We start from the raw sequence: 18,956 nt of genomic DNA on the forward strand, positions 1-18,956 counted from the left end.
AGCATGTCAAAAGCCGTAAAACAGGCCAGACACCCCCCTTATATGTGAACGTTTTATTTTCAAATGATGATAGGCATCGGGTCTTCCTTCAGGCGATTTTCCACCATCCAGCTGGACTCTTCATTATATAGATAGGCCCGATGCACCAACACTCGCACCTGCTGACCAGGTTCCAGCGTAGACTTCTCCAATGAACGGTATGTCATGAGACGCTGGTCCCCGACCTGTACTTCAACCATCCATTCACTCCCGCGAAAATGTAAATGCTTCACAATGCCTTCCTCGGTCGCCGACAGCAACGCAAATTCCTCACTAGGTCCGACATCAATGTACTCCGGACGAATCAAGGCACGTGTTCCCACTCCGGCAGCTTCCTCGAAGCCTCTGAGACTACCCGCCTGTTCAATCACCGTGGATTCCCCAATAAAAGAAGCCACGAACGGGGTCCCCGGTTTTTTATAGATATCCCAAGGCGTTCCCTTCTGCTCCAGTCGACCTTGATTAATCACCATAATTTCATCGGCTACTTCGATCGCCTCATCCTGATCATGGGTGACGAAAATGGAGGTAATACCCACCCTCTCAATCAACTCTCGCAACCAGGTACGCAACTCCTGACGAATCTTGGCGTCAATAGCCGCAAATGGTTCATCCAGCAGTAGTAGTTGAGGCTCCGGTGCCAAAGCACGCGCGAAAGCAACCCGTTGTCGCTGTCCACCTGACAATTGATGCGGATAACGATGCTCAAAGCCTTTGAGCCCCGTGAGTTTGACCAGCTCAGTGACCCTTTCCTTGATGCGGGCTTTGGAGCTTTTTTTCACTTTCAAACCAAAGGCAATATTGTCGTACACGCTCATATGCTTGAACAAAGCATAGTTTTGAAATACAAATCCGATTCCACGCTCCTGTGGTGCCAGCTCGTTTACCCTTTTTCCATGAAAGTGGATCTCTCCTGCATCCGGTTGCTCCAGCCCTGCCAAAATACGAAGAATGGAGGTTTTCCCCCCGCCGCTTGGACCGAGCAAACCAATAAGATGGCCCGTCTGAATATCAAAAGATACGTCCTTTACCGCATGAAAATTACCGAAATGCTTGTTTAACCCTCTTACTTCCACATGCATATCCGTACACTTCCTTTCCGCTTCTGGACCAGTTCAGGAACAGCAGCAGCCTTGCTTACCGCAAAGCACGCACCTCATTCGAAAGCATTCAATTATTCCAATAAACTTACTTTGTTTTTCTTATGTGATACTTTATCAAAGGAAAGTAATTTTCGTCAACTCTATATATTATCTTGAGAATGAAAAGGGTAAAGTAATACATAGAAGGGAGATGGATTTATGTTGCATACTTTTGAATTATCCACTACACGGCGAGATGAAATGCGTGATATTACACGCGAAGTTGCGGCACTCATTGAAAAAAGCGGGGTGCAGCAAGGAACAGCTCTGATTTATTGTCCACACACGACTGCCGGCATCGCCATTAATGAAAATGCCGACCCAGACGTCAAACATGATGTCATTTTAAGTCTGGATGAGGTTTATCCCTGGGAACATCCCCAATATCGCCATATGGAGGGAAATACGGCGTCCCACCTTAAATCCATTACAACAGGCCCCTCACAAACGGTTATCATTCATGATGGAAAGCTGTTGCTTGGACGATGGCAGGGACTTTATTTTTGTGAATTCGACGGCCCACGCAGACGTCAATACCATGTAAAAATTATGAAGGGCTGACGGAGGCATGCAAAAAAAACAGACGATGATGTTCCCCCGCTGGATACACCATCGTCTGTTAAATTCTTAGTCGCTTTCGCAAAGTACCGTAATGATAAGTCACCGTCATGAAGTGCAAACACCCAAAAAAGCGCCCTACATGTTCATGGCTGAAGCGTGTGAATGCAGGTACGCTCATAGTTGTCTGCACAGCAGCTTTACATGTGCTAAAGCAGCGGGCCTGATCTCTTCAAATGTTAAACCGTCCTGAATATAAAATGACACGAAGCCATGCATGGATAAAAACAGACTTTTCGGTACTCTTGAGCATTCTTCCTCCGAATGTCCCTGACCACTTAATTCCTGGCGAATCATAGACGCAAATAATTCCACACAACGGTTTTGCTCTGTACGACAGTATGCAAATAGTTCTTCATCATGCATCATGAACATAATTTCGTACTGATATGGATTTTCCAAGCCAAAACGGATATATTCCAACATCAGGTACTCCAATCTGCTCAAGCCATCATCAGGCGTGCCTGTTGCTGCTTGCAGTAGAATCCCACGCAATGTATTGAAATCTTCAATCACAATGGCATAGAACAGTTCAGCCTTCTCTTTAAAATGATAGTATAACGAACCATGACTGTAACCCAGATGCTGGCCAATGCTGCGCATTGAAATCGCACGGTAGCCCTTGGTGATAAACAAGTGCCTGGCCGCTTCCAGAATCCGCCCTCTTGACAACTCCTGTTCTACTGCTCTTCTAGCCATATTATTTATTCCCCTTCAATAAAGTAAAGCTGCTCTCCCTCCGACACAAGCGATTGTCCTTGTGTCAAGTCGGTTATCCAGTTGCAGAAGGATTCCGCATCACCAGCCAGCGGCAGACAGGTTAAGGTAACTTTATCCGTAAACATCGTTTCTCCAGTACGGATACTGCGATTACGTAATTCATTTTCCACTTTGCCCAACCAGGTATAATCCAATTCTACAAAAACTTCACGATGCAACACACGCGTAATCGCATCCCCTGCTTCAATAGCTGCAACAGCACCATCTGAGTATGCACGAATCAGTCCGCCTGCTCCCAGCAAAATTCCACCAAAGTATCGAGTAACCACAATAGCGACATTTTTCAGCTTCTGATTGCGGATTACCTCCAAAATAGGCTTACCAGCCGTCCCACTCGGTTCTCCGTCATCGGATTGCTTTTGGATTTCATCTCTTTCCCCAATCATATAAGCCGAACAATTATGGGTAGCGTTCCAATGCTCTTTTTTGATGCGTTCTATGAAAGCAACTGCTTCTTCCTCAGTTTGAACAGGCTGAATATGGCCGATAAAACGGGATTTTCGGATTACAATTTCCTTGTTGCCGGCACCGCGTACGGTTCGGTATTGTTCCAACATACACGTATAACCTTCCTTACTTCATTTTACAAGAAAGCAGTTCCCCGCTTCTGGCAGCTGGTGAACTGCTTTCCTGTACTTAATTCATGCTATACACTATAACGCTTCTGACCGAAAACCCTGTTTCGAATCAGAGATTATAGCTCCCTTATTCAGACAATCTTGCTTCAAGCTCAGCTTTTTCTTTTTCGAAGCCCGGTTTGCCAAGCAGCGCAAACATGTTCTTTTTGTAAGCTTCTACGCCGGGTTGATCGAACGGATTTACGCCCAACAGGTAGCCGCTGATGCCGCAAGCCTTTTCGAAGAAATAAGCAAGGTAGCCAAAGGAGTAAGGGCTCAAGTCAGGAATATTTACAATCAGGTTCGGTACTTGTCCGTCTGTGTGAGCCAGCAATGTACCTTGGAATGCTTTTTTGTTTACAAAATCCACCGTTTTGCCTGCCAGGAAATTCAGTCCATCCAGATCATCCTCATCTGCTTCGATGGTGATGTGACTAGGTACATTTTCTACTTGGATTACCGTTTCGAAAATGTTACGGCTACCTTCCTGAATGAATTGTCCCATAGAGTGCAGGTCTGTCGAGAAGTCAACAGAAGCAGGATAAATGCCTTTATAATCCTTACCTTCGCTTTCTCCGTACAGCTGTTTCCACCACTCAGATACGAAATGCAAAGACGGCTCATAGTTTACGAGAATTTCAATTGCTTTACCTTTACGGTACAAAGCGTTACGAACGGCTGCATATTGGTATGCCTCGTTCTCAGCTACATTCGGGTTGCTGTATTCTTTGGAAGCGTCCGCCGCACCTTGCATCATTTCTTCGATGTTGATGCCTGCTGTAGCAATCGGCAACAAGCCTACTGCTGTCAGCACGGAGTAACGGCCACCCACATCATCAGGAATAATGAAGGATTCATAGCCTTCCTCGTTAGCGAGCTTTTTCAAAGCGCCACGTTCTTTGTCCGTTGTCGCGTAAATACGTTTGCGTGCTTCTTCTTTACCGTATTTTTTCTCCAGAGCCGCACGGAATACGCGGAAAGCGATAGCTGGCTCTGTTGTCGTACCTGATTTGGAGATGACATTCACAGAGAAGTCTTTTCCTTCAATCAGTTCCAACAGATGATTCACATATGTAGAGCTGATGTTGTTGCCTGCAAAATAGATAGCGGGACCCTTGCGTTGATCTTTAGGCAGCGCATTGTAGAAAGAATGCGACAGCATTTCGATCGCAGCACGTGCTCCAAGGTAAGAACCACCAATACCGATTACAATCAATACCTCGGAATCGCTTTGAATTTTAGCAGCAGCCTTTTGGATGCGTGCAAATTCTTCTTTATCATAATTGGTAGGCAGGTCAATCCAACCCAAGAAATCGGAACCTACACCTGTTTGGTTGTGCAGTTGCTCATGAGCCAACTTGATAGGCTCTGCAAAATAATCAATTTCGTGCTGACCCACAAAGGAGAGCGCTTTTGTGTAATCAAAAATAACTTTTTTAGACATGTTTGGAACCTCCTGTTTGGTATTACTAAGACCATGAATACGAACATAAGGACTTAGGAATAGGATACTTTAATTTGCTGAGCCTGACAAGCTTGTGTTACCTGTATGTCCTGTGCCTTGACAGACCCTGCTGTAGATAGGGTAGCATGCCCATGCTACAATGAACTGAGATCAATCTGTTTCAATATTCAATTCAAGCCGAACTCGCATCTGCATCGGACGGCAACTTCCAACAAGAAAGGTGATTAGCAATGAAAAACATCGGATTTATCGGACTGGGCACCATGGGCGCCCCGATGGCATCCAATCTGCTAAAGCAGGGATTCGGAGTCACAGTTTATAATCGTACCGCTTCGCGCTGCGAACCCTTGATAGAGCAAGGCGCACGTACAGCTTCAACCCCTCGCGAAGCGGCCGAAGGGCAGCACCTGGTCATTACCATGGTCAGCGATGATCAATCAATACGTGACGTCTATTACGGTCAGGACGGTGTGTTTGCTGGTCTTACGGCTGGCATGACCGTGATGGACAACAGCACGATTTCACCTGAGTTAGTTAAACAACTGGCCGCTGAGGCGGACAAGCTGGGCTGCTCCTTCATTGACGCACCTGTAACAGGCAGCAAGCCTGCCGCTGTTGATGGAACACTCGTGTTCATGGTCGGCGGTCACGCAGAAGCGATTGCGGCACAATCAGATGTTTTTGATACCTTGGGCAAAAAAGTGCTCCATATGGGACCAAACGGTAGCGGGGCCGTAGCCAAGCTTGCTCACAATACGATGGTCGGTATAAATAACCTCGCTCTGGCTGAAGGCTTTGCTATTGCGGCTAAATCCGGCATTCCAGCAGACAGCTTCCTAGAATTGGTACAGCTCGGATCGGCAGGTAGCAAGGCCGCTGACCTGAAAGGGCGCAAAATCATCGAGCATGATTTTAGCAACCAGTTCTCACTTGCTCTGATGCTCAAGGATTTGAAGCTCGCTGCCTCACTAACAGACAGCCTGTCCATCCCTACGCCTATGTTGTCCATTGCCAAAAGCTTGTTTCAAGCCGGACAAACACAAGGCTACGGCGATGAGGATCTATCTGCCGTCGTAAAGACATACGAAGCATGGATTGGCCGCACCATTGGTGGTCAGCCTCTTGAGTAAGCTGGACTTTTCTTTGTAACCATGCTGCTGTGCATTTGTACTTATGACACAGCTTTAGGGTAAGAACACTTGGCTTGTAGCTTGAGTGCTCTTACCCTTTTCAGTTAATTATTCCGGATAAGAACAGCAATAATCCGTTACACTTCGTACTTCCAGCTTGAAGGAAGACTTTGCAGGCACATGAAAGGTTGATGTACCTTGTATTTCCAGCCATTCCTCGGTACCTGGAAGCAACACTCTCAGGTCCCCTGCCAAAATCTCCATGATCTCACGGGAATCCGTCCCGAACTCGTACGTTCCCGGCAACATAATCCCCAGTGTTACCTTACTGCCGTCACCCAAGATAACTGTACGACTTGTAACCTGACCATCGTAATAAACATTTGCTTTTTTAATTACGCTTACTCCATCGAACTGTGTCATTCGTTATCCCCTCATCTGCTCTCAATGGTGAATGAATATGGTGCATCATAACATAATTTGGATTCCAGTTTCAGTATGAAAATACACACTGTATCTGCGTACTCTATAGACTGATAATCCAAAAGTCATTTTTTCGAAAATACAAATGTATGAAACAAACAGCCGTAAGCCTTACTCAGGTTACGACTGTTTGTAATACATGGATTGCCACGATCAGGTAGGTCGTTTGTCAGCAATACACGATCATTGCTTTATGGACAAACTCTTCCTAATTGCTGATGCTCCAGTGTTTTATTTCAACAAAGCTTTTACACGGCTTACAACGTTCTCTACTGTAAAGCCGTATTCCTTAATTACGCGGTCACCAGGAGCGGATGCGCCAAATGTGCTGATACCGAGAATGTCGCCTTGGTCGCCAACATATTTTTCCCATCCCAGTGGATACGCCATTTCTACAGCCAAACGAGCTTTAACTTCAGGCAGCAGAACGGAATCTTTGTAAGCTTTGTCTTGTTTTTCGAACAGATCCCAGCTTGGGAAGCTGATAACGCGTACTTGAATACCTTGTTCTGCCAGTGCTTCCTGTGCTTTAACAGCCAATTGTACTTCAGAGCCTGTAGCCAGAATTTGAGCAACCGGTTTGCCGTCTGCTGCATCTGCAACCACATAAGCACCGCGTTTGATACCTTCGCGTGCATGCTCAGCAGTAGCAGCCAGGATTGGCAGGTTTTGACGAGTCAATACCAGTGCAACCGGGTTTTTCTTGTTTTCCAGCGTGTAAGCCCAAGCAGCAGAAGTTTCATTACCGTCAGCCGGACGAATGACCGTCAGGTTCGGAATAATACGCAGAGAAGCCAATTGTTCAATCGGCTCATGAGTTGGACCATCTTCACCAACAGCAATACTGTCGTGAGTCAGAACGTAGGTTACAGGCAATCCCATCAGAGCTGCCAGACGAACGGCCGGACGCAGATAATCTGTAAATACGAAGAATGTACCGCCAAATACTTTTACACCTTGGTGCAACGCCATACCGTTCATCGCAGCAGCCATACCGAACTCGCGAATACCGAAGTAAATATTACGGCCAGCGTAGTCTTCTGGCGTAAAGTTCGTCAGGTTGTTCAAGTGTGTCATTGTGGAGCTTTCCAGGTCAGCAGATCCGCCTGTCAGGAAAGGAACGTTTGGAGCCAATCCGTTCAATGCATTACCAGAAGCTACACGAGTTGAAACTGCTTTGTCTTCTGTGGAGTATTTCGGAAGATCACGATCCCAACCTTCTGGAAGATCGCCGTTTACAGCTGTTTCGAACTGAGCTGCCAAATCAGGGTGAGCCGCTTTGTATTTCGCAAATTGTTCATCCCATGCTTTATTAGCAGCGATACCACGCTCTTTTACTTTAGCAAAGTGCTCGCGAACCTCTTGTGGTACATGGAAATCCTCTTCGTATACCCATTTGTAGAATTCTTTAGTCAGTTTAGCTTCTTCTGCTCCCAGCGGGGAACCATGAGTACCGCCGTGTCCGCCTTTACCTTGTTTGTTCGGGCTTCCGTAACCGATGACTGTTTTTACTTCAATCAACGTAGGACGAGTCGAGTCAGCTTGTGCTTCTTCAATTGCTTTTTGGATCGCTGGAAGATCATTACCATCTTCTACGCGCAGCACTTGCCAGTTGTAAGCTTCAAAGCGTTTGGCAACACTCTCGGAAGAGGACAGATTAAGCTTGCCATCCAGTGTAATATCATTGGAATCAAACAATACGATCAGCTTACCCAGTTGAAGGCGACCAGCCAGCGAAGCAGCTTCGTGGGAAATACCTTCCATTAGATCGCCATCGCCACAAATAGCATATGTGAAGTGATCCACAACTTTAAATTCGTCTTTATTATATGTTGCACCCAGTTGTGCTTCTGCCATAGCCATACCTACGGACATTGCTAAACCTTGTCCCAGAGGTCCAGTTGTAGCATCTACACCAGCAGTGTGTCCAAACTCAGGGTGACCCGGTGTAAGGCTGCCCCATTGACGGAATTGCTTCAGCTCTTCCATAGGCAGATCATATCCGCTCAGGTGCAGAAGGCTGTATAGCAACATAGAACCGTGTCCTGCAGACAGTACAAAACGGTCACGGTTCACCCATGTTGGGCGATCTGGGTTATGGTTCATTGTTTTAGCAAAAAGTTGGTAGCCCATTGGCGCGGAGCCCATCGGCATACCAGGGTGTCCTGAATTTGCTTTCTCGATGGCATCAATTGCCAACGTACGAATTGTTGTGATGGACAAATTGTCGATAGTGGAGTTTTCATCCTTTTGAATCGCTTGATTCTGGTCAGTCATGGTTTGCCTCCTCATATTGTATGAAGTATGTCAATTGCATTCGGTCATACTCTTCAAAATCACCGTCTCATATAGAAACAGAGACTATTGAAGTGAGTGAATCTGCTTGAATGTTTCAATATGACTTATACACTCATAAGTATTGTACCATTTGCCGTGGAAGTTTGCCAGATCGTTTGTAAAGATGATTGTCGAAATGGTCGAAATATAGTACAGCCCTCATATCAATATACCCGTTATGTATTAACATCATTTAAAAAATAATGAAATCGCAAAAAAATTTATATAGGGCCCAGATATAATACAATTACCCCACACAAAAAAACAAAGCCCATTATGCACTGGGCTTTGTTTAATCCGAAAGGTATACTCGCAAGTTTTCATCAATTTGAAATTTTTAAGTTCAATTAAAAACGACCGTTTTGTTCTCATGAACCAGTATACGATCCTCAGTATGCCACTTCACGGCTCTTGCCAACACGACCCGTTCAATAGTACGACCGATCCGTTTTAGCTCATTTACATCATCTCCGTGGCTTACCCGCTGTACGTCCTGCTCAATGATCGGACCACCGTCCAATTCCTCGGTTACATAATGCGCAGTAGCACCAATAATTTTCACACCACGATTATAAGCTTGGGCATACGGCTTACCACCCACGAATGCAGGTAGAAAGGAATGATGGATATTGATAATCCGGTTGCGATAATGCTCAATAAACTTAGGCGAAATAATCTGCATATACCTGGCCAAAATGATCACATCAATCTCTTCGCCAATGACCTCTAGCTGACGGCGCTCTGCCTCTGGCTTCGTATCGGCTGTCACCGGGATATGGTGATATGGAATGCCAAAGGATTCCACATACTCCTTCATATCCGGATGATTACTAACCACCAATGCAATATCCGCCTCCAGATCGCCTGCCTGCCATTGCCACAGCAGTTCTACCAGACAGTGATCTTCTTTAGAAACGAAAATAGCCAATTTTTTCTTACGGCTGACCGCAGAAATCGTCCACTCCATACGGAATTGCTCGGCAACAGCGACAAAGTCCTGCTTCAGTTGCGACTGAGCTGCACTCAAATTCGGCAAATCAAATTCAATCCGCATAAAAAACATACCGCCGGACGGGTCCATTGTATATTGGTCAGATTGAACGATATTGGCCCCATGCTCGTACAAAAAGCGGGACACAGTCGCTACAATACCTGGACCATCTGGACAAGATACAAGCATGCGCGCACGGTTTTCATGTGTAGATACAGTGCTGTTTGACTGATGTTTTACGTGAAGTTCCATGTGGCTATTAGTCCCCCTTATCTTATACCGTCACTGGCAGATGACTACCGGCAAACCAGGCAATCAACCGTTGATTAATGTGTTCTTCGCTCATCTCTGGAAACAGTCCTGCTTCCGTTATCATGTCATACAGACGCTCCAGCGGCTCACGTGGGTCTGCTTTTCTTGCTTTGGCATCATTTTTCAGCAGAGTCCAGGTGTCCAGTACAAATTTACGGACATCCACATCCTGTTTTTTGAAAAACGAATGCAGCTGCTCCACCTGACCCAAAAACTCATCTCCAAAGCGTTCCTTTACATTACCACGAAGCAAAGCAATCTCAACTTCATACATTGGTCGTTGAGTTTTGGCTTCTTTTCCAATCCACGGCGTTTCCAAAATAAACGGACGTCCTTGAAGTGCTTCATGATGTACCACATTATGAATAGTCTGATAACCAATCCAGCCTGATCCAATCGGAGTATGGCGGTCTTTATGAGCGCCAACCGGGTTTTTGCTGTCATTTATGTGAACAACTTGGATGCGATTCAAGCCGACAATACGGTCAAACTGCTCCAGTACACCGTCCAAATCATTGACAATGTCATAACCCGCATCATGAATGTGACAGGTGTCCATACAAACCGTCAGACGCTCGTTGCGCTCTACTTTTTCTATAATGGAGGCAATTTCCTCAAAGCTACGACCCATTTCTGTGCCTTTGCCTGCCATCGTTTCAAGTGCAATGTTGACATCTGTCTCCTTCACACCGTTCAGTACCTCGTTTAAACCATCGGCAATACGCCCAATTCCGTACTCTGCATCTTTATCTGTAAAAGCCCCCGGATGCAGCACGATATTTTTCACACCAATCGCATGTGTGCGCCGAATTTCCTCCTGAAGAAAGCTGACCGCAAGCTCATAGGTATTTTCTTTGTAGGAGCCGAGATTGATGATATACGGAGCATGCACCACGATATCTTCCATTCCCTTTTCCGCCATTAGCTGCTTGCCTTCCTCTAAATACATGGACTCCATCGGCTTACGGCGCGTGTTTTGCGGTGCCCCCGTGTATATCATAAACGAGCTGGACCCGTAAGAAGACGCTTCTTTTGTAGCGCTGAGCAGACCCTTGTCCGAGAAAGACACATGAGAACCAATTTTCAGCATGATTTTGATTCATCCCCCTATCCTGTTATGCTTGTCTTATTTTAATTTATTCATTTTAACGTGATTATTGAAATCAAACAACATAGCGTTTATGGCAACTTTTTTAGATGACTCCCTAAGGGAACCTACAGACATAGTCCACATCTGAATATGTGTTATTGAAATGTAGGTAGATTAAAGCATGAATGGACCTTCTTTAGCGTACACCAGATACATTCAATATGAAGCTTTTGTATCAAAAAGGGTTATATTTTATAACAGAAACATTTTTTGAATTGGAAGGAGAATAACTCCATGAATATCATCGTATGCGGAGGAACTGGATTGGTGGGGAGTGCACTGGTCAAAAGTCTGCTAGATGACGGATATACCGTGAAAGTCATTACACGCAAGCCGCTGGTTGGACATGAAGCGAGCCCTCGCTTGCAGTATATGAGCTGGAACGAATTAAAACAAAAACCTGAATTACTGGAAAGTACAGATGCGGTCGTTAATTTAGCAGGTGAGACGCTGAATCAGCGCTGGACGGACAAGTCCAAACAAAGAATTCTTCAATCACGACTGCTGTCCGTTGCCCGGTTGGCTCAAGCGTTGAATGCTCTGCAAAAAAAACCGAAAGTTATCATTCAGGCTTCGGCTGTTGCCGCCTATGGTACTTCCCTGACCGAAACATTTGACGAAAAAAGTCCGCGTCGTTCGGAGGATTATCTGTCTCAGGTAGTTGAGCAGTGGGAGGAAGCAGCCAACGCCTACCCTACCGATGCCCGTTTAATTAATTTACGCATCAGCCTAGTGCTGGATAGAAAAAAAGGAGCATTTCCACTCATGAAGATGCCTTACGTCTTCGGATTCGGTGGAAAAATAGGTAGCGGCCATCAATGGATAAGTTGGATTCATATTGCCGATATCGTTCGTCTGATCTCGTACTGCATTCATACACCAGAGATTTCCGGGGCAGTGAACGCTTCATCACCACACCCCATGACGAACGACCAATTTGGGAAAACAGTAGCTAAGGTATATCGTCGTCCGCACTGGTTTCCCGTTCCTGGCTTTCTAGTCCAAAAGCTATTGGGTGAGATGAGCACGCTTGTATTAGACGGTCAAAAGGTAATACCGCGTAAAGCGCTGGAGCACGGATTTAAGTTTAAGTATTCTTCACTGAAGGAAGCGCTAGAGGAACTCCATTCTTCTCACAAGTAGCGTTGAATTAAAAAATGAACTCTATGGATGATAGATAATATCTTTGTATCTCTACCAGCTTAGGGTTCATTTTTGATTTAGACATAATCTATCAATTAAACTTGAGATCTTTGAGTTGTCTTGTTTTAGGCCTATGAATGGTCTTCTAGTTATAAAAAAGAAGCCCAGAATATAACAGGCCTCTTCTTAACATATATCCATTTAACGTTTACTCAAGATGCATTAGAGGATTTAAAAGAGTCCAATCGATAAATATAAGAGACTCCAGCGATTTTAAAAGTATCTCCATCCTTCATAGTATACTCCTTATAAGGCACCATAGGCTCTCCATTCAGCACTGTTCCGTTCGTCGAGGATAAATCTTTAATGATATGGCTTTGTCCTCCTGTAACTATACAAAGCTCAATATGAGAACGGGAAACTCCATCGGTATGCTCTACAAACTGGACCAATTGCGGATCTCTTCCGATGATAAAGCTACCTCCAACGAATTGGTCTGGCTGCAACCGTATGCGCTCGGTTTCTCCACTCCCAGATAACTTACGATCCAAACAAGCAATCGGCGAGTGCTGAACAGTTGGACTCGGTATCTCTTGATCCGGACGAAGCAGCACGGTTTCCTGCTTGGATATAGTATTGAGTAGCTCCGTTACCCCGGACAAGGACTTATAATAAGCCTCGCTAGTATCGCTGTCGTCCAATTCATTTCCCCGCATGGCACCTTTCCTCGAAGGCTCGTGCAAGTCATAATTTGTACTTACTTTCCCTCCATCCTCCGTCGTTCGGCTTCCCATGCTTTTAGATTCTGAGTCTGGAAAAGTCCAACGCCAGCTTTCCTGTCCTTGATCACTTGAATCGGATGATTGCTTGTCATGATGATGGCGTCCCGCTACAAACCCAGTTAGCTTATCTACCTGATAACGGTCATTTTTTCGCTGTGCTGGAGAAGCACCTCCTAACCATTCCGAATCCAATACAGGTACTGCCTCGCTATAAAAAGGAGATAAAGCTCGATTGCGCTCTAATTTCCCCGTCCAGCTTATATAAGCAACAGCGACAAGCACTAAAGTTAGCACAATCGAAATAAGCAAGGGAACCGTCTCTGGATGATCCAAATAAATATAACGCCAAACAATGGCCGAGGCGAGCAAACATCCGAGAGAAATGTATGTTTTATATTTTTGTAATTTAGGCTCCACCTCTTCATTTTCCATTTCGTTGTCGGCTCCTACCTCGACATTCTCCTCTGATTTTGCGGACTGCTTGAGTCGATTGACTCGCTTAAGCCCCTGAATTTCCTGCAGAGTCTCCCGATGTTCTTGGCCGTACGTTCTTCCGCCACGATCTGTATCGTTATCCTGTATGGTATGAGAGGAATGAACAGATGATCTACCTTCAGCCTGACCGCTGATGCTCTGTTCACCAGTCGCCATCCCTTGTAATAGTAGTTCCTTCAACGCGCTCAACTCAAATTCATTTCTATCGCATAGATCAAGTATGCGCTGTATAGATTCTCCCTGAAGGTGAGCCACACGAGTCATCAAACGAATAACCATCTGCTTAAAATAGCTACCTGTTTGTTGCGTATACTGTACACTGCACAAAGGAACATAGGTTAAACTAACGTTCTTCCTTGTGCCTGAACCGCTTATAAAAATGTAATCTTCGTGCAAAATAAACTGGCGGATATTTAACATATATTGTGGGCTACGATGAAGAGCATCTACTACTTCAAAAAGAATCCGGTAGAAATCAGAAGTCGACACATTCCCACCTTTCCATACTTGGGAAAGCATACGTTGCCCCGAAATATCGTAATGTAACTCGATCTGAAAATCGACTTCTTTTATTCTAAGTTCCAGCAGACCGGGAATCCGATTACCAGTCATCATTCGGGTCTGTACAGAATTTAAATCATCGGTCTTGAGCCCGCCTTCCTTGTTTAGAATCATAAACGTCCCGCCATTGCGAGCAAAATCCCTGCTTAAACCAAACAATTCATGACCTCCTTAACAATTCTTATTCCCTGAGGTAGCATGATCTCCCCAAGCGGACACGTCATGACAAGAAGTAAAGATAAGCGCTGACCGCTCCTGGAATGACTGCCGTCATAAAGGGAAACCTGAGGTGCGCTTCTCTCCCACTAGTCAGCGCTTTGCCGCTGCGAAATAGGAAAAATCCTCCTAAATTAAACGCCACGCGTCGTAATCTCATGATGGTTTCCCTCCTCCATAGCAAAATCCCTATACCAATAATGCCTGCAAAAAAAATCGAATATAGAGCCGATTGCCACGCAAAAGCTGCACCTGTCCATGCTCCAATTAAGCCAAACAGCTTTACATCTCCTGCACCAATTGCTCCCATCCAGTACAAAATCAGCATGAATCCAAAGCCGGTGCCAAGACCAGCAATAGCAAATAAAAAACCGTGCCAGCCTCCGAACAGAGTATTGAACAGCAAACCCACCGCTATGCCGGGCAATGTAAGCTTATTAGGGATTTTCATGCTTCGTAAATCTGTCACTAGCGCGATCGCCAGCAGAACTCCACACACAATATACATCCATGTCAATGCGGTCTTCCCCCTTCATAACAATGAAAATTAGCAGGCCTGCCAAATCATTTTTCAGTGTAGTTAACTCTATAAGTCTATATCTAGCCTATCCATCAGTTGTCTTCTGCACAGAAAACGGAACCTCAATACGTTGGCCATCCTCCGTTTCAATTACAAAGCTCCATTGACCTGGTGTTGTGTTTGTTCCTACAAACCAGTTCCATTCAACAATCCCGTCTGCATTGGCTGAGGTCCAGCCCAAGTGCTGAGCTGTGCTTTCACCTGACTTATAAAGTACAGAAAGGGTAGCATTCGTCCCAGGTTCAACCTTGGCCTTGATCAAATTGTATACACCCTTCACAGCAGGCTCAGGCTTGACAAGCAACTGTATGGAATGCTGCGCATCCTTATCCCCTGTTTCATCACCTGTACCTGCTCCCTCTCCTGTATCACCAATCCAAAGACGTTCCTCAGCCGCCGCTTGGAGCACAATGTTGCGATACAAAAAGGGGACTTTCATCGGTAGTTCATATGATAGCTCTACTCTAAAATAAGGGTCCTTAGTTTCTGTAAGAGAGGGTACATGTACGCTCGTTATATGAATACGGTCATACTCCAGAATACTTTTCTCCATAAAAGGCTTTAGCATCGGCTTCAGAACAGGATCAAGTGCAGCCTCCGTCAAGTGTCCCCGCAGCTCCTCCAGCGGCTTTTGACCGCCTTGAACAGCGTTTTCTACCCAGTCGCCGATTGGAGGTGGCAGTTGAGCAGCGAATTGGCTTGCATATTCACTCACAGATAACTTAGGAAGTTCATCTAGCGGTTTGCGGACTGCATCTATTTTAGCGGACGCCGCCTCCACGGCTAGAGACACCGGGTAGATTTTAGCCGAAACCTGCTTAACCGTTTCTGAAGCGGTAGTCTGCAAGGCTGTGGAGACCAGTGTCATTTGGACCATATAAATGAGAAAAATAATAAAAAACAAAAACAATGGCAATACCAGTGACGCTTCTAAAACAATACTTCCTTGTTCACGCTGCTTCAATCCACAAGCCTGCCGTAGATAATGATTAATAGGAAAAATGCGCTGTTTTCGTGACATAGTACACACTTCCCTTAATACTCTCGCCTTCTTTGGAGGCGGTTCCGAGCATTTTCATTACTCCAGGTAGAAACCACAGCCTCATCCCATTCTTGACCTCACCCTTCGCATACGTCCGTCGCTCAGCTGGATTGACATCTGTATTCAGGCGGATCAGAGCAAGCATACGGGACATTTTTCGTTCATTATTGCTATGGAGCATCAGGAACAATCGCAAATGATCCTTGTAAGTCATTCGAAATTTCAGAAAATCAGACAAAGGCACATCCCCTTTTTGCGCCAGCATGATCATATCTTCAATCGCCTTCTCTACTCCATATAACAAAGCTGCCGCCAAAACGACCAACGGGTTACCCTTTGAACTGTTTTTGACCAGTCCCTCCATCGTTCGAATGGCAAGCCTCATAGCAAAAATCTCCCCATAGGCAGATGCCAGATTACCCGTCGGATTATGAAACCCATACAAGATGTACTCAACTTCCTGATTATTCACCTCCAGCTGGTCCCTTAAAATCTGTGCAGCATTACCCACATTTCTACCTGATCCGGCCAAACTACCAAATCGGCTGAAATCCACATGATGGAAGTAAGAAAGCGCGTACTCATTCTGGTAAATCTCGTCTCCCAGTTGAATCAGTAAGTTAGATGCCGCCTCATATAGACCATCCATTCTATCCATGGAAGCCCCCGTTGCATCATAGGTGTCATAGGACAAATCAGCGGATACAGATGGACTGGATGAAGACTGATTGAACGAAATACTTTCATTGTAATACTGCTCCACTACTCGGAATTGCTCAGCACTTTGTTTACCTTTAGAAAGAACCTCAATGATCCGATAGGCTTGCTTGAGCTTGTTTTTTGCCTCTCTTTCCATTTTTTTGCGCTCTTTGTCAGGGCCGCGTCGCGTATCCATCGTTCTGGCCTCACCGACGAGTACATTGGCGGGTCCCGCCCAAGCATATGCATTTAAGTATTTATCTATCTCCTTGAGCGTTGAAGCAACTTCTTGCTTGAGCATGTCTGCATTCAAAAATGGATCTGTATAAAAAGACAGTGTACGCATCATGCTCGTTATTCTATTGTTAGCAGTATTTATTGCGGTCCTTTGCTTTTCGATTTCTGCTTCCCATTGCTCAAATTCATTGCTCGGAACCAACAAATCCTCTGCCCTTTGCCGGGCACTTCCTACAGACGGATCAGCGTTGGAGCCTGCTCCGCTTGGGGTGGGGGCTGCAGAAACCTCGTCATAGCCTGCATTGGCCGCCCTCTGCTTATATTGAACAATGACTTTGCGCATTTCTTCATTAATCTGCCGGGCTTCATTTAACGGTTCCTTGGCTTGCAGAAGCAGCTTATCATGCTCCTCTCCAGTCTGAACCATGACCTGTCGCAGGCGATCCAGTGCTTTCCTTGCCCTTCTTGCATATTTCTCCATCTGCATGATTTTAACGTCATCCACACTCTTCTTGTTGTCCTCATATACATGTACGTAATGCTTATATTGAGCAGCAATGTCGGCTACAACTTCAAGTGGGTCCCATATATACTGATTAGGCATATATGTCCCCCTCTGTTTAATTATCCGTTTGCGAACCTCTTCCATATAAGCTCCTGCCTTACGCTGTTTCTCCAGCATGTCATCCAGTTTGGCCTCACGTCTGTCATACAGCTTTTGCAGCCGTTTCAGCAAATCTACCGTGTGTGAAGCCTCCTTCATATTTTGAGAGAGTGGCTTTAGCTTTTCTAGCACTTCCATCGTAAAATCTACAGGCGCTTTATACTTCATCTCTTCACGGATCTGCTCGTTAAATATGGCATATTTACCAAGCTCCCTTTCCATTTGCAGTGAACTGGAATCCAGCTTCATATTCATTAGCGGTAGCGTTTCCGCGCGCGCCGTACGCCGCGCACTGTCATTCAGCACTTTGACCATAATTTGTTCGCCGCCGCCTTCACCATAAGCAAACAAACCGTACTCCTGCTGTAATGCCGGATCATAAGCAGACATCACTGACCGTACTGCTGCATGGGTCAGCCGTTCAGTCTGCACATGCAGTGCAGCAATTCTAGCATAATCAATAAATACAGCAATAAAACCGAACATGACCGCCAAAATCAGAATGAGGAATACCGTGACAGCACCTGATTCTCCGTCCTTTGTATTTCGTCCCTTACCAAACACCCGCTTCCTCCTTTCCAGTTAATTCCCGTTAACTACTCCTTACTGACCATTTTGCCCATATTGCATCAATACTTTCCCTACAATTGCCGGATCTACCTTTTCACCTGAGCCTCTACCCATAAACTTCGCACCATAATAACGGACCAACTCGATTGTACGAATCCATTCCACAGGTTCCACCACACCCGAGCTCATTTTTCCTTGTAAATCTGTATGATCTAAAAACTGATTCAACAAAGGTACCTCCACGATCTTATTTAGCTCTGTGGTCACCTTACGGTGAATCATACTGTTCTCATATGTCATCTGCCCATGCATACCCGCAGGCATTCTATTTTCTGCATTGGACAGCTTCTGAGCAGGTAACGAGCCTCCTTCATTGCCGCCCGGTACCTGTACACTTTCCTGATTATTGGCTCCGGCCCAGCCAAACAGGGCGCCTAACATAACGTCATCCTTCAAGCGCCAATAGAGAGAATCCCGTTGCCCTTGCGCAAATGCTCCCGTACGCGGGTCCTTAAAGCTGTTATCCCAACTGTAAGCGGCTCTTTCCGAAGCAGTAGAGGCAACCTGCACCAATATAGATTTTTGATATATATACAGGCAAAAGAATAACATTACAAAAATAACCAGCAGCAAAATGGGAAAGACGAGGGAAGCCTCCAAGGAGAAGCTTCCGTCCTCTTTTTGTACCAATTTGCACAGCATTATGAATCCATAAAATCGTTACTTTTTTTATCCGCCTTTTTCAACAGCCCTTCTACAATTTTCTTGATCTGATCTTTAAAAATAATCGCCACCGCAATCAGAATCGCAATGATCAGGATCATTTCTAACGTCCCCAAACCATCCTCATCCTTGTGCAATTTACGAATACTACCTGCTACAATTGTCATCATCATTTTATTC

The 18,956-nt window shown here is 45.3% G+C and carries 17 protein-coding genes; 3 read left to right on the plus strand and 14 right to left on the minus strand.

Annotation, left to right across the window (positions count from 1 at the left end; translation table 11 throughout):
* Positions 1 to 59 precede the first annotated feature (59 nt).
* Positions 60 to 1,121, minus strand: coding sequence for a sulfate/molybdate ABC transporter ATP-binding protein (locus BN1546_RS04690; protein ID WP_090736192.1), 1,062 nt, complete (start codon positions 1,119 to 1,121; stop codon positions 60 to 62).
* A gap of 219 nt (positions 1,122 to 1,340) precedes the next feature.
* Between BN1546_RS04690 and BN1546_RS04695 the strand changes: the two genes are divergently transcribed.
* Entirely contained in the window at positions 1,341 to 1,742 is a 402-nt protein-coding gene (locus BN1546_RS04695) for a secondary thiamine-phosphate synthase enzyme YjbQ (protein WP_090736195.1), read from the plus strand.
* A 174-nt stretch (positions 1,743 to 1,916) separates the two neighbouring features.
* Here the strand turns inward: BN1546_RS04695 and BN1546_RS04700 are convergent, their stop codons facing one another.
* The 3 genes from BN1546_RS04700 to BN1546_RS04710 form a co-directional block, all read right to left on the minus strand.
* Positions 1,917 to 2,498 carry a TetR/AcrR family transcriptional regulator gene (locus tag BN1546_RS04700; RefSeq protein WP_013369977.1) on the minus strand — a complete coding sequence of 194 codons (582 nt, stop codon included), beginning with the start codon at positions 2,496 to 2,498 and terminating at the stop codon, positions 1,917 to 1,919.
* 5 nt (positions 2,499 to 2,503) lie between these two features.
* Entirely contained in the window at positions 2,504 to 3,136 is a 633-nt protein-coding gene (locus BN1546_RS04705) for a YigZ family protein (RefSeq protein ID WP_013369976.1), read from the minus strand.
* 148 nt (positions 3,137 to 3,284) lie between these two features.
* Entirely contained in the window at positions 3,285 to 4,640 is a 1,356-nt protein-coding gene (locus tag BN1546_RS04710) for a glucose-6-phosphate isomerase (RefSeq protein ID WP_013369975.1), read from the minus strand.
* A 251-nt stretch (positions 4,641 to 4,891) separates the two neighbouring features.
* Between BN1546_RS04710 and BN1546_RS04715 the strand changes: the two genes are divergently transcribed.
* A complete protein-coding gene (locus BN1546_RS04715) occupies positions 4,892 to 5,791 on the plus strand; it encodes an NAD(P)-dependent oxidoreductase (RefSeq protein ID WP_013369974.1) in 900 nt (299 codons plus the stop codon).
* Positions 5,792 to 5,899: 108 nt separating this feature from the next.
* Here BN1546_RS04715 and BN1546_RS04720 read toward each other — a convergent pair whose 3' ends face one another.
* From BN1546_RS04720 to BN1546_RS04735, 4 genes are all read right to left on the minus strand, one after another.
* Positions 5,900 to 6,214 (minus strand): pyrimidine/purine nucleoside phosphorylase, encoded by a 315-nt coding sequence (locus BN1546_RS04720; RefSeq protein ID WP_013369973.1) that lies wholly within the window; start codon positions 6,212 to 6,214, stop codon positions 5,900 to 5,902.
* Positions 6,215 to 6,505: 291 nt separating this feature from the next.
* A complete protein-coding gene (gene tkt / locus BN1546_RS04725; protein WP_013369972.1) occupies positions 6,506 to 8,551 on the minus strand; it encodes a transketolase in 2,046 nt (681 codons plus the stop codon).
* A 403-nt stretch (positions 8,552 to 8,954) separates the two neighbouring features.
* A complete protein-coding gene (gene purU, locus BN1546_RS04730; RefSeq protein ID WP_090736197.1) occupies positions 8,955 to 9,854 on the minus strand; it encodes a formyltetrahydrofolate deformylase in 900 nt (299 codons plus the stop codon).
* A 22-nt stretch (positions 9,855 to 9,876) separates the two neighbouring features.
* A complete protein-coding gene (locus BN1546_RS04735) occupies positions 9,877 to 11,004 on the minus strand; it encodes a deoxyribonuclease IV (protein WP_090736200.1) in 1,128 nt (375 codons plus the stop codon).
* Between the two features lie 294 nt (positions 11,005 to 11,298).
* Between BN1546_RS04735 and BN1546_RS04740 the strand changes: the two genes are divergently transcribed.
* On the plus strand, positions 11,299 to 12,207 hold the full coding sequence (locus tag BN1546_RS04740; protein WP_040101851.1) for a TIGR01777 family oxidoreductase: 909 nt from the start codon (positions 11,299 to 11,301) through the stop codon (positions 12,205 to 12,207).
* A gap of 212 nt (positions 12,208 to 12,419) precedes the next feature.
* On the opposite strand, the gene BN1546_RS04745 is transcribed toward BN1546_RS04740, so the two are convergent.
* The 6 genes from BN1546_RS04745 to BN1546_RS04770 form a co-directional block, all read right to left on the minus strand.
* Positions 12,420 to 14,204, minus strand: coding sequence for a DUF6382 domain-containing protein (locus BN1546_RS04745; protein WP_040101852.1), 1,785 nt, complete (start codon positions 14,202 to 14,204; stop codon positions 12,420 to 12,422).
* Positions 14,205 to 14,265: 61 nt separating this feature from the next.
* Positions 14,266 to 14,778, minus strand: a complete 513-nt coding sequence (locus BN1546_RS04750; protein ID WP_013369967.1) for an A24 family peptidase — start codon at positions 14,776 to 14,778, stop codon at positions 14,266 to 14,268.
* Positions 14,779 to 14,866: 88 nt separating this feature from the next.
* Positions 14,867 to 15,862, minus strand: a complete 996-nt coding sequence (locus BN1546_RS04755) for a pilus assembly protein (protein WP_090736203.1) — start codon at positions 15,860 to 15,862, stop codon at positions 14,867 to 14,869.
* Positions 15,831 to 18,047 (minus strand): DUF5702 domain-containing protein, encoded by a 2,217-nt coding sequence (locus BN1546_RS04760; RefSeq protein WP_090736205.1) that lies wholly within the window; start codon positions 18,045 to 18,047, stop codon positions 15,831 to 15,833. The genes BN1546_RS04755 and BN1546_RS04760 overlap by 32 nt, the downstream gene beginning before the upstream one ends.
* A 39-nt stretch (positions 18,048 to 18,086) precedes the next feature.
* Positions 18,087 to 18,755 carry a TadE family protein gene (locus BN1546_RS04765; RefSeq protein WP_090736208.1) on the minus strand — a complete coding sequence of 223 codons (669 nt, stop codon included), beginning with the start codon at positions 18,753 to 18,755 and terminating at the stop codon, positions 18,087 to 18,089.
* On the minus strand, positions 18,755 to 18,949 hold the full coding sequence (locus BN1546_RS04770; RefSeq protein WP_013369963.1) for a Flp1 family type IVb pilin: 195 nt from the start codon (positions 18,947 to 18,949) through the stop codon (positions 18,755 to 18,757). The genes BN1546_RS04765 and BN1546_RS04770 overlap by 1 nt, the downstream gene beginning before the upstream one ends.
* Positions 18,950 to 18,956 lie beyond the last annotated feature (7 nt).

The sequence above is a fragment of the Paenibacillus sp. Mc5Re-14 genome (genome assembly GCF_001049835.1).
Taxonomy (GTDB): Bacteria; Bacillota; Bacilli; order Paenibacillales; family Paenibacillaceae; genus Paenibacillus; species Paenibacillus polymyxa_C.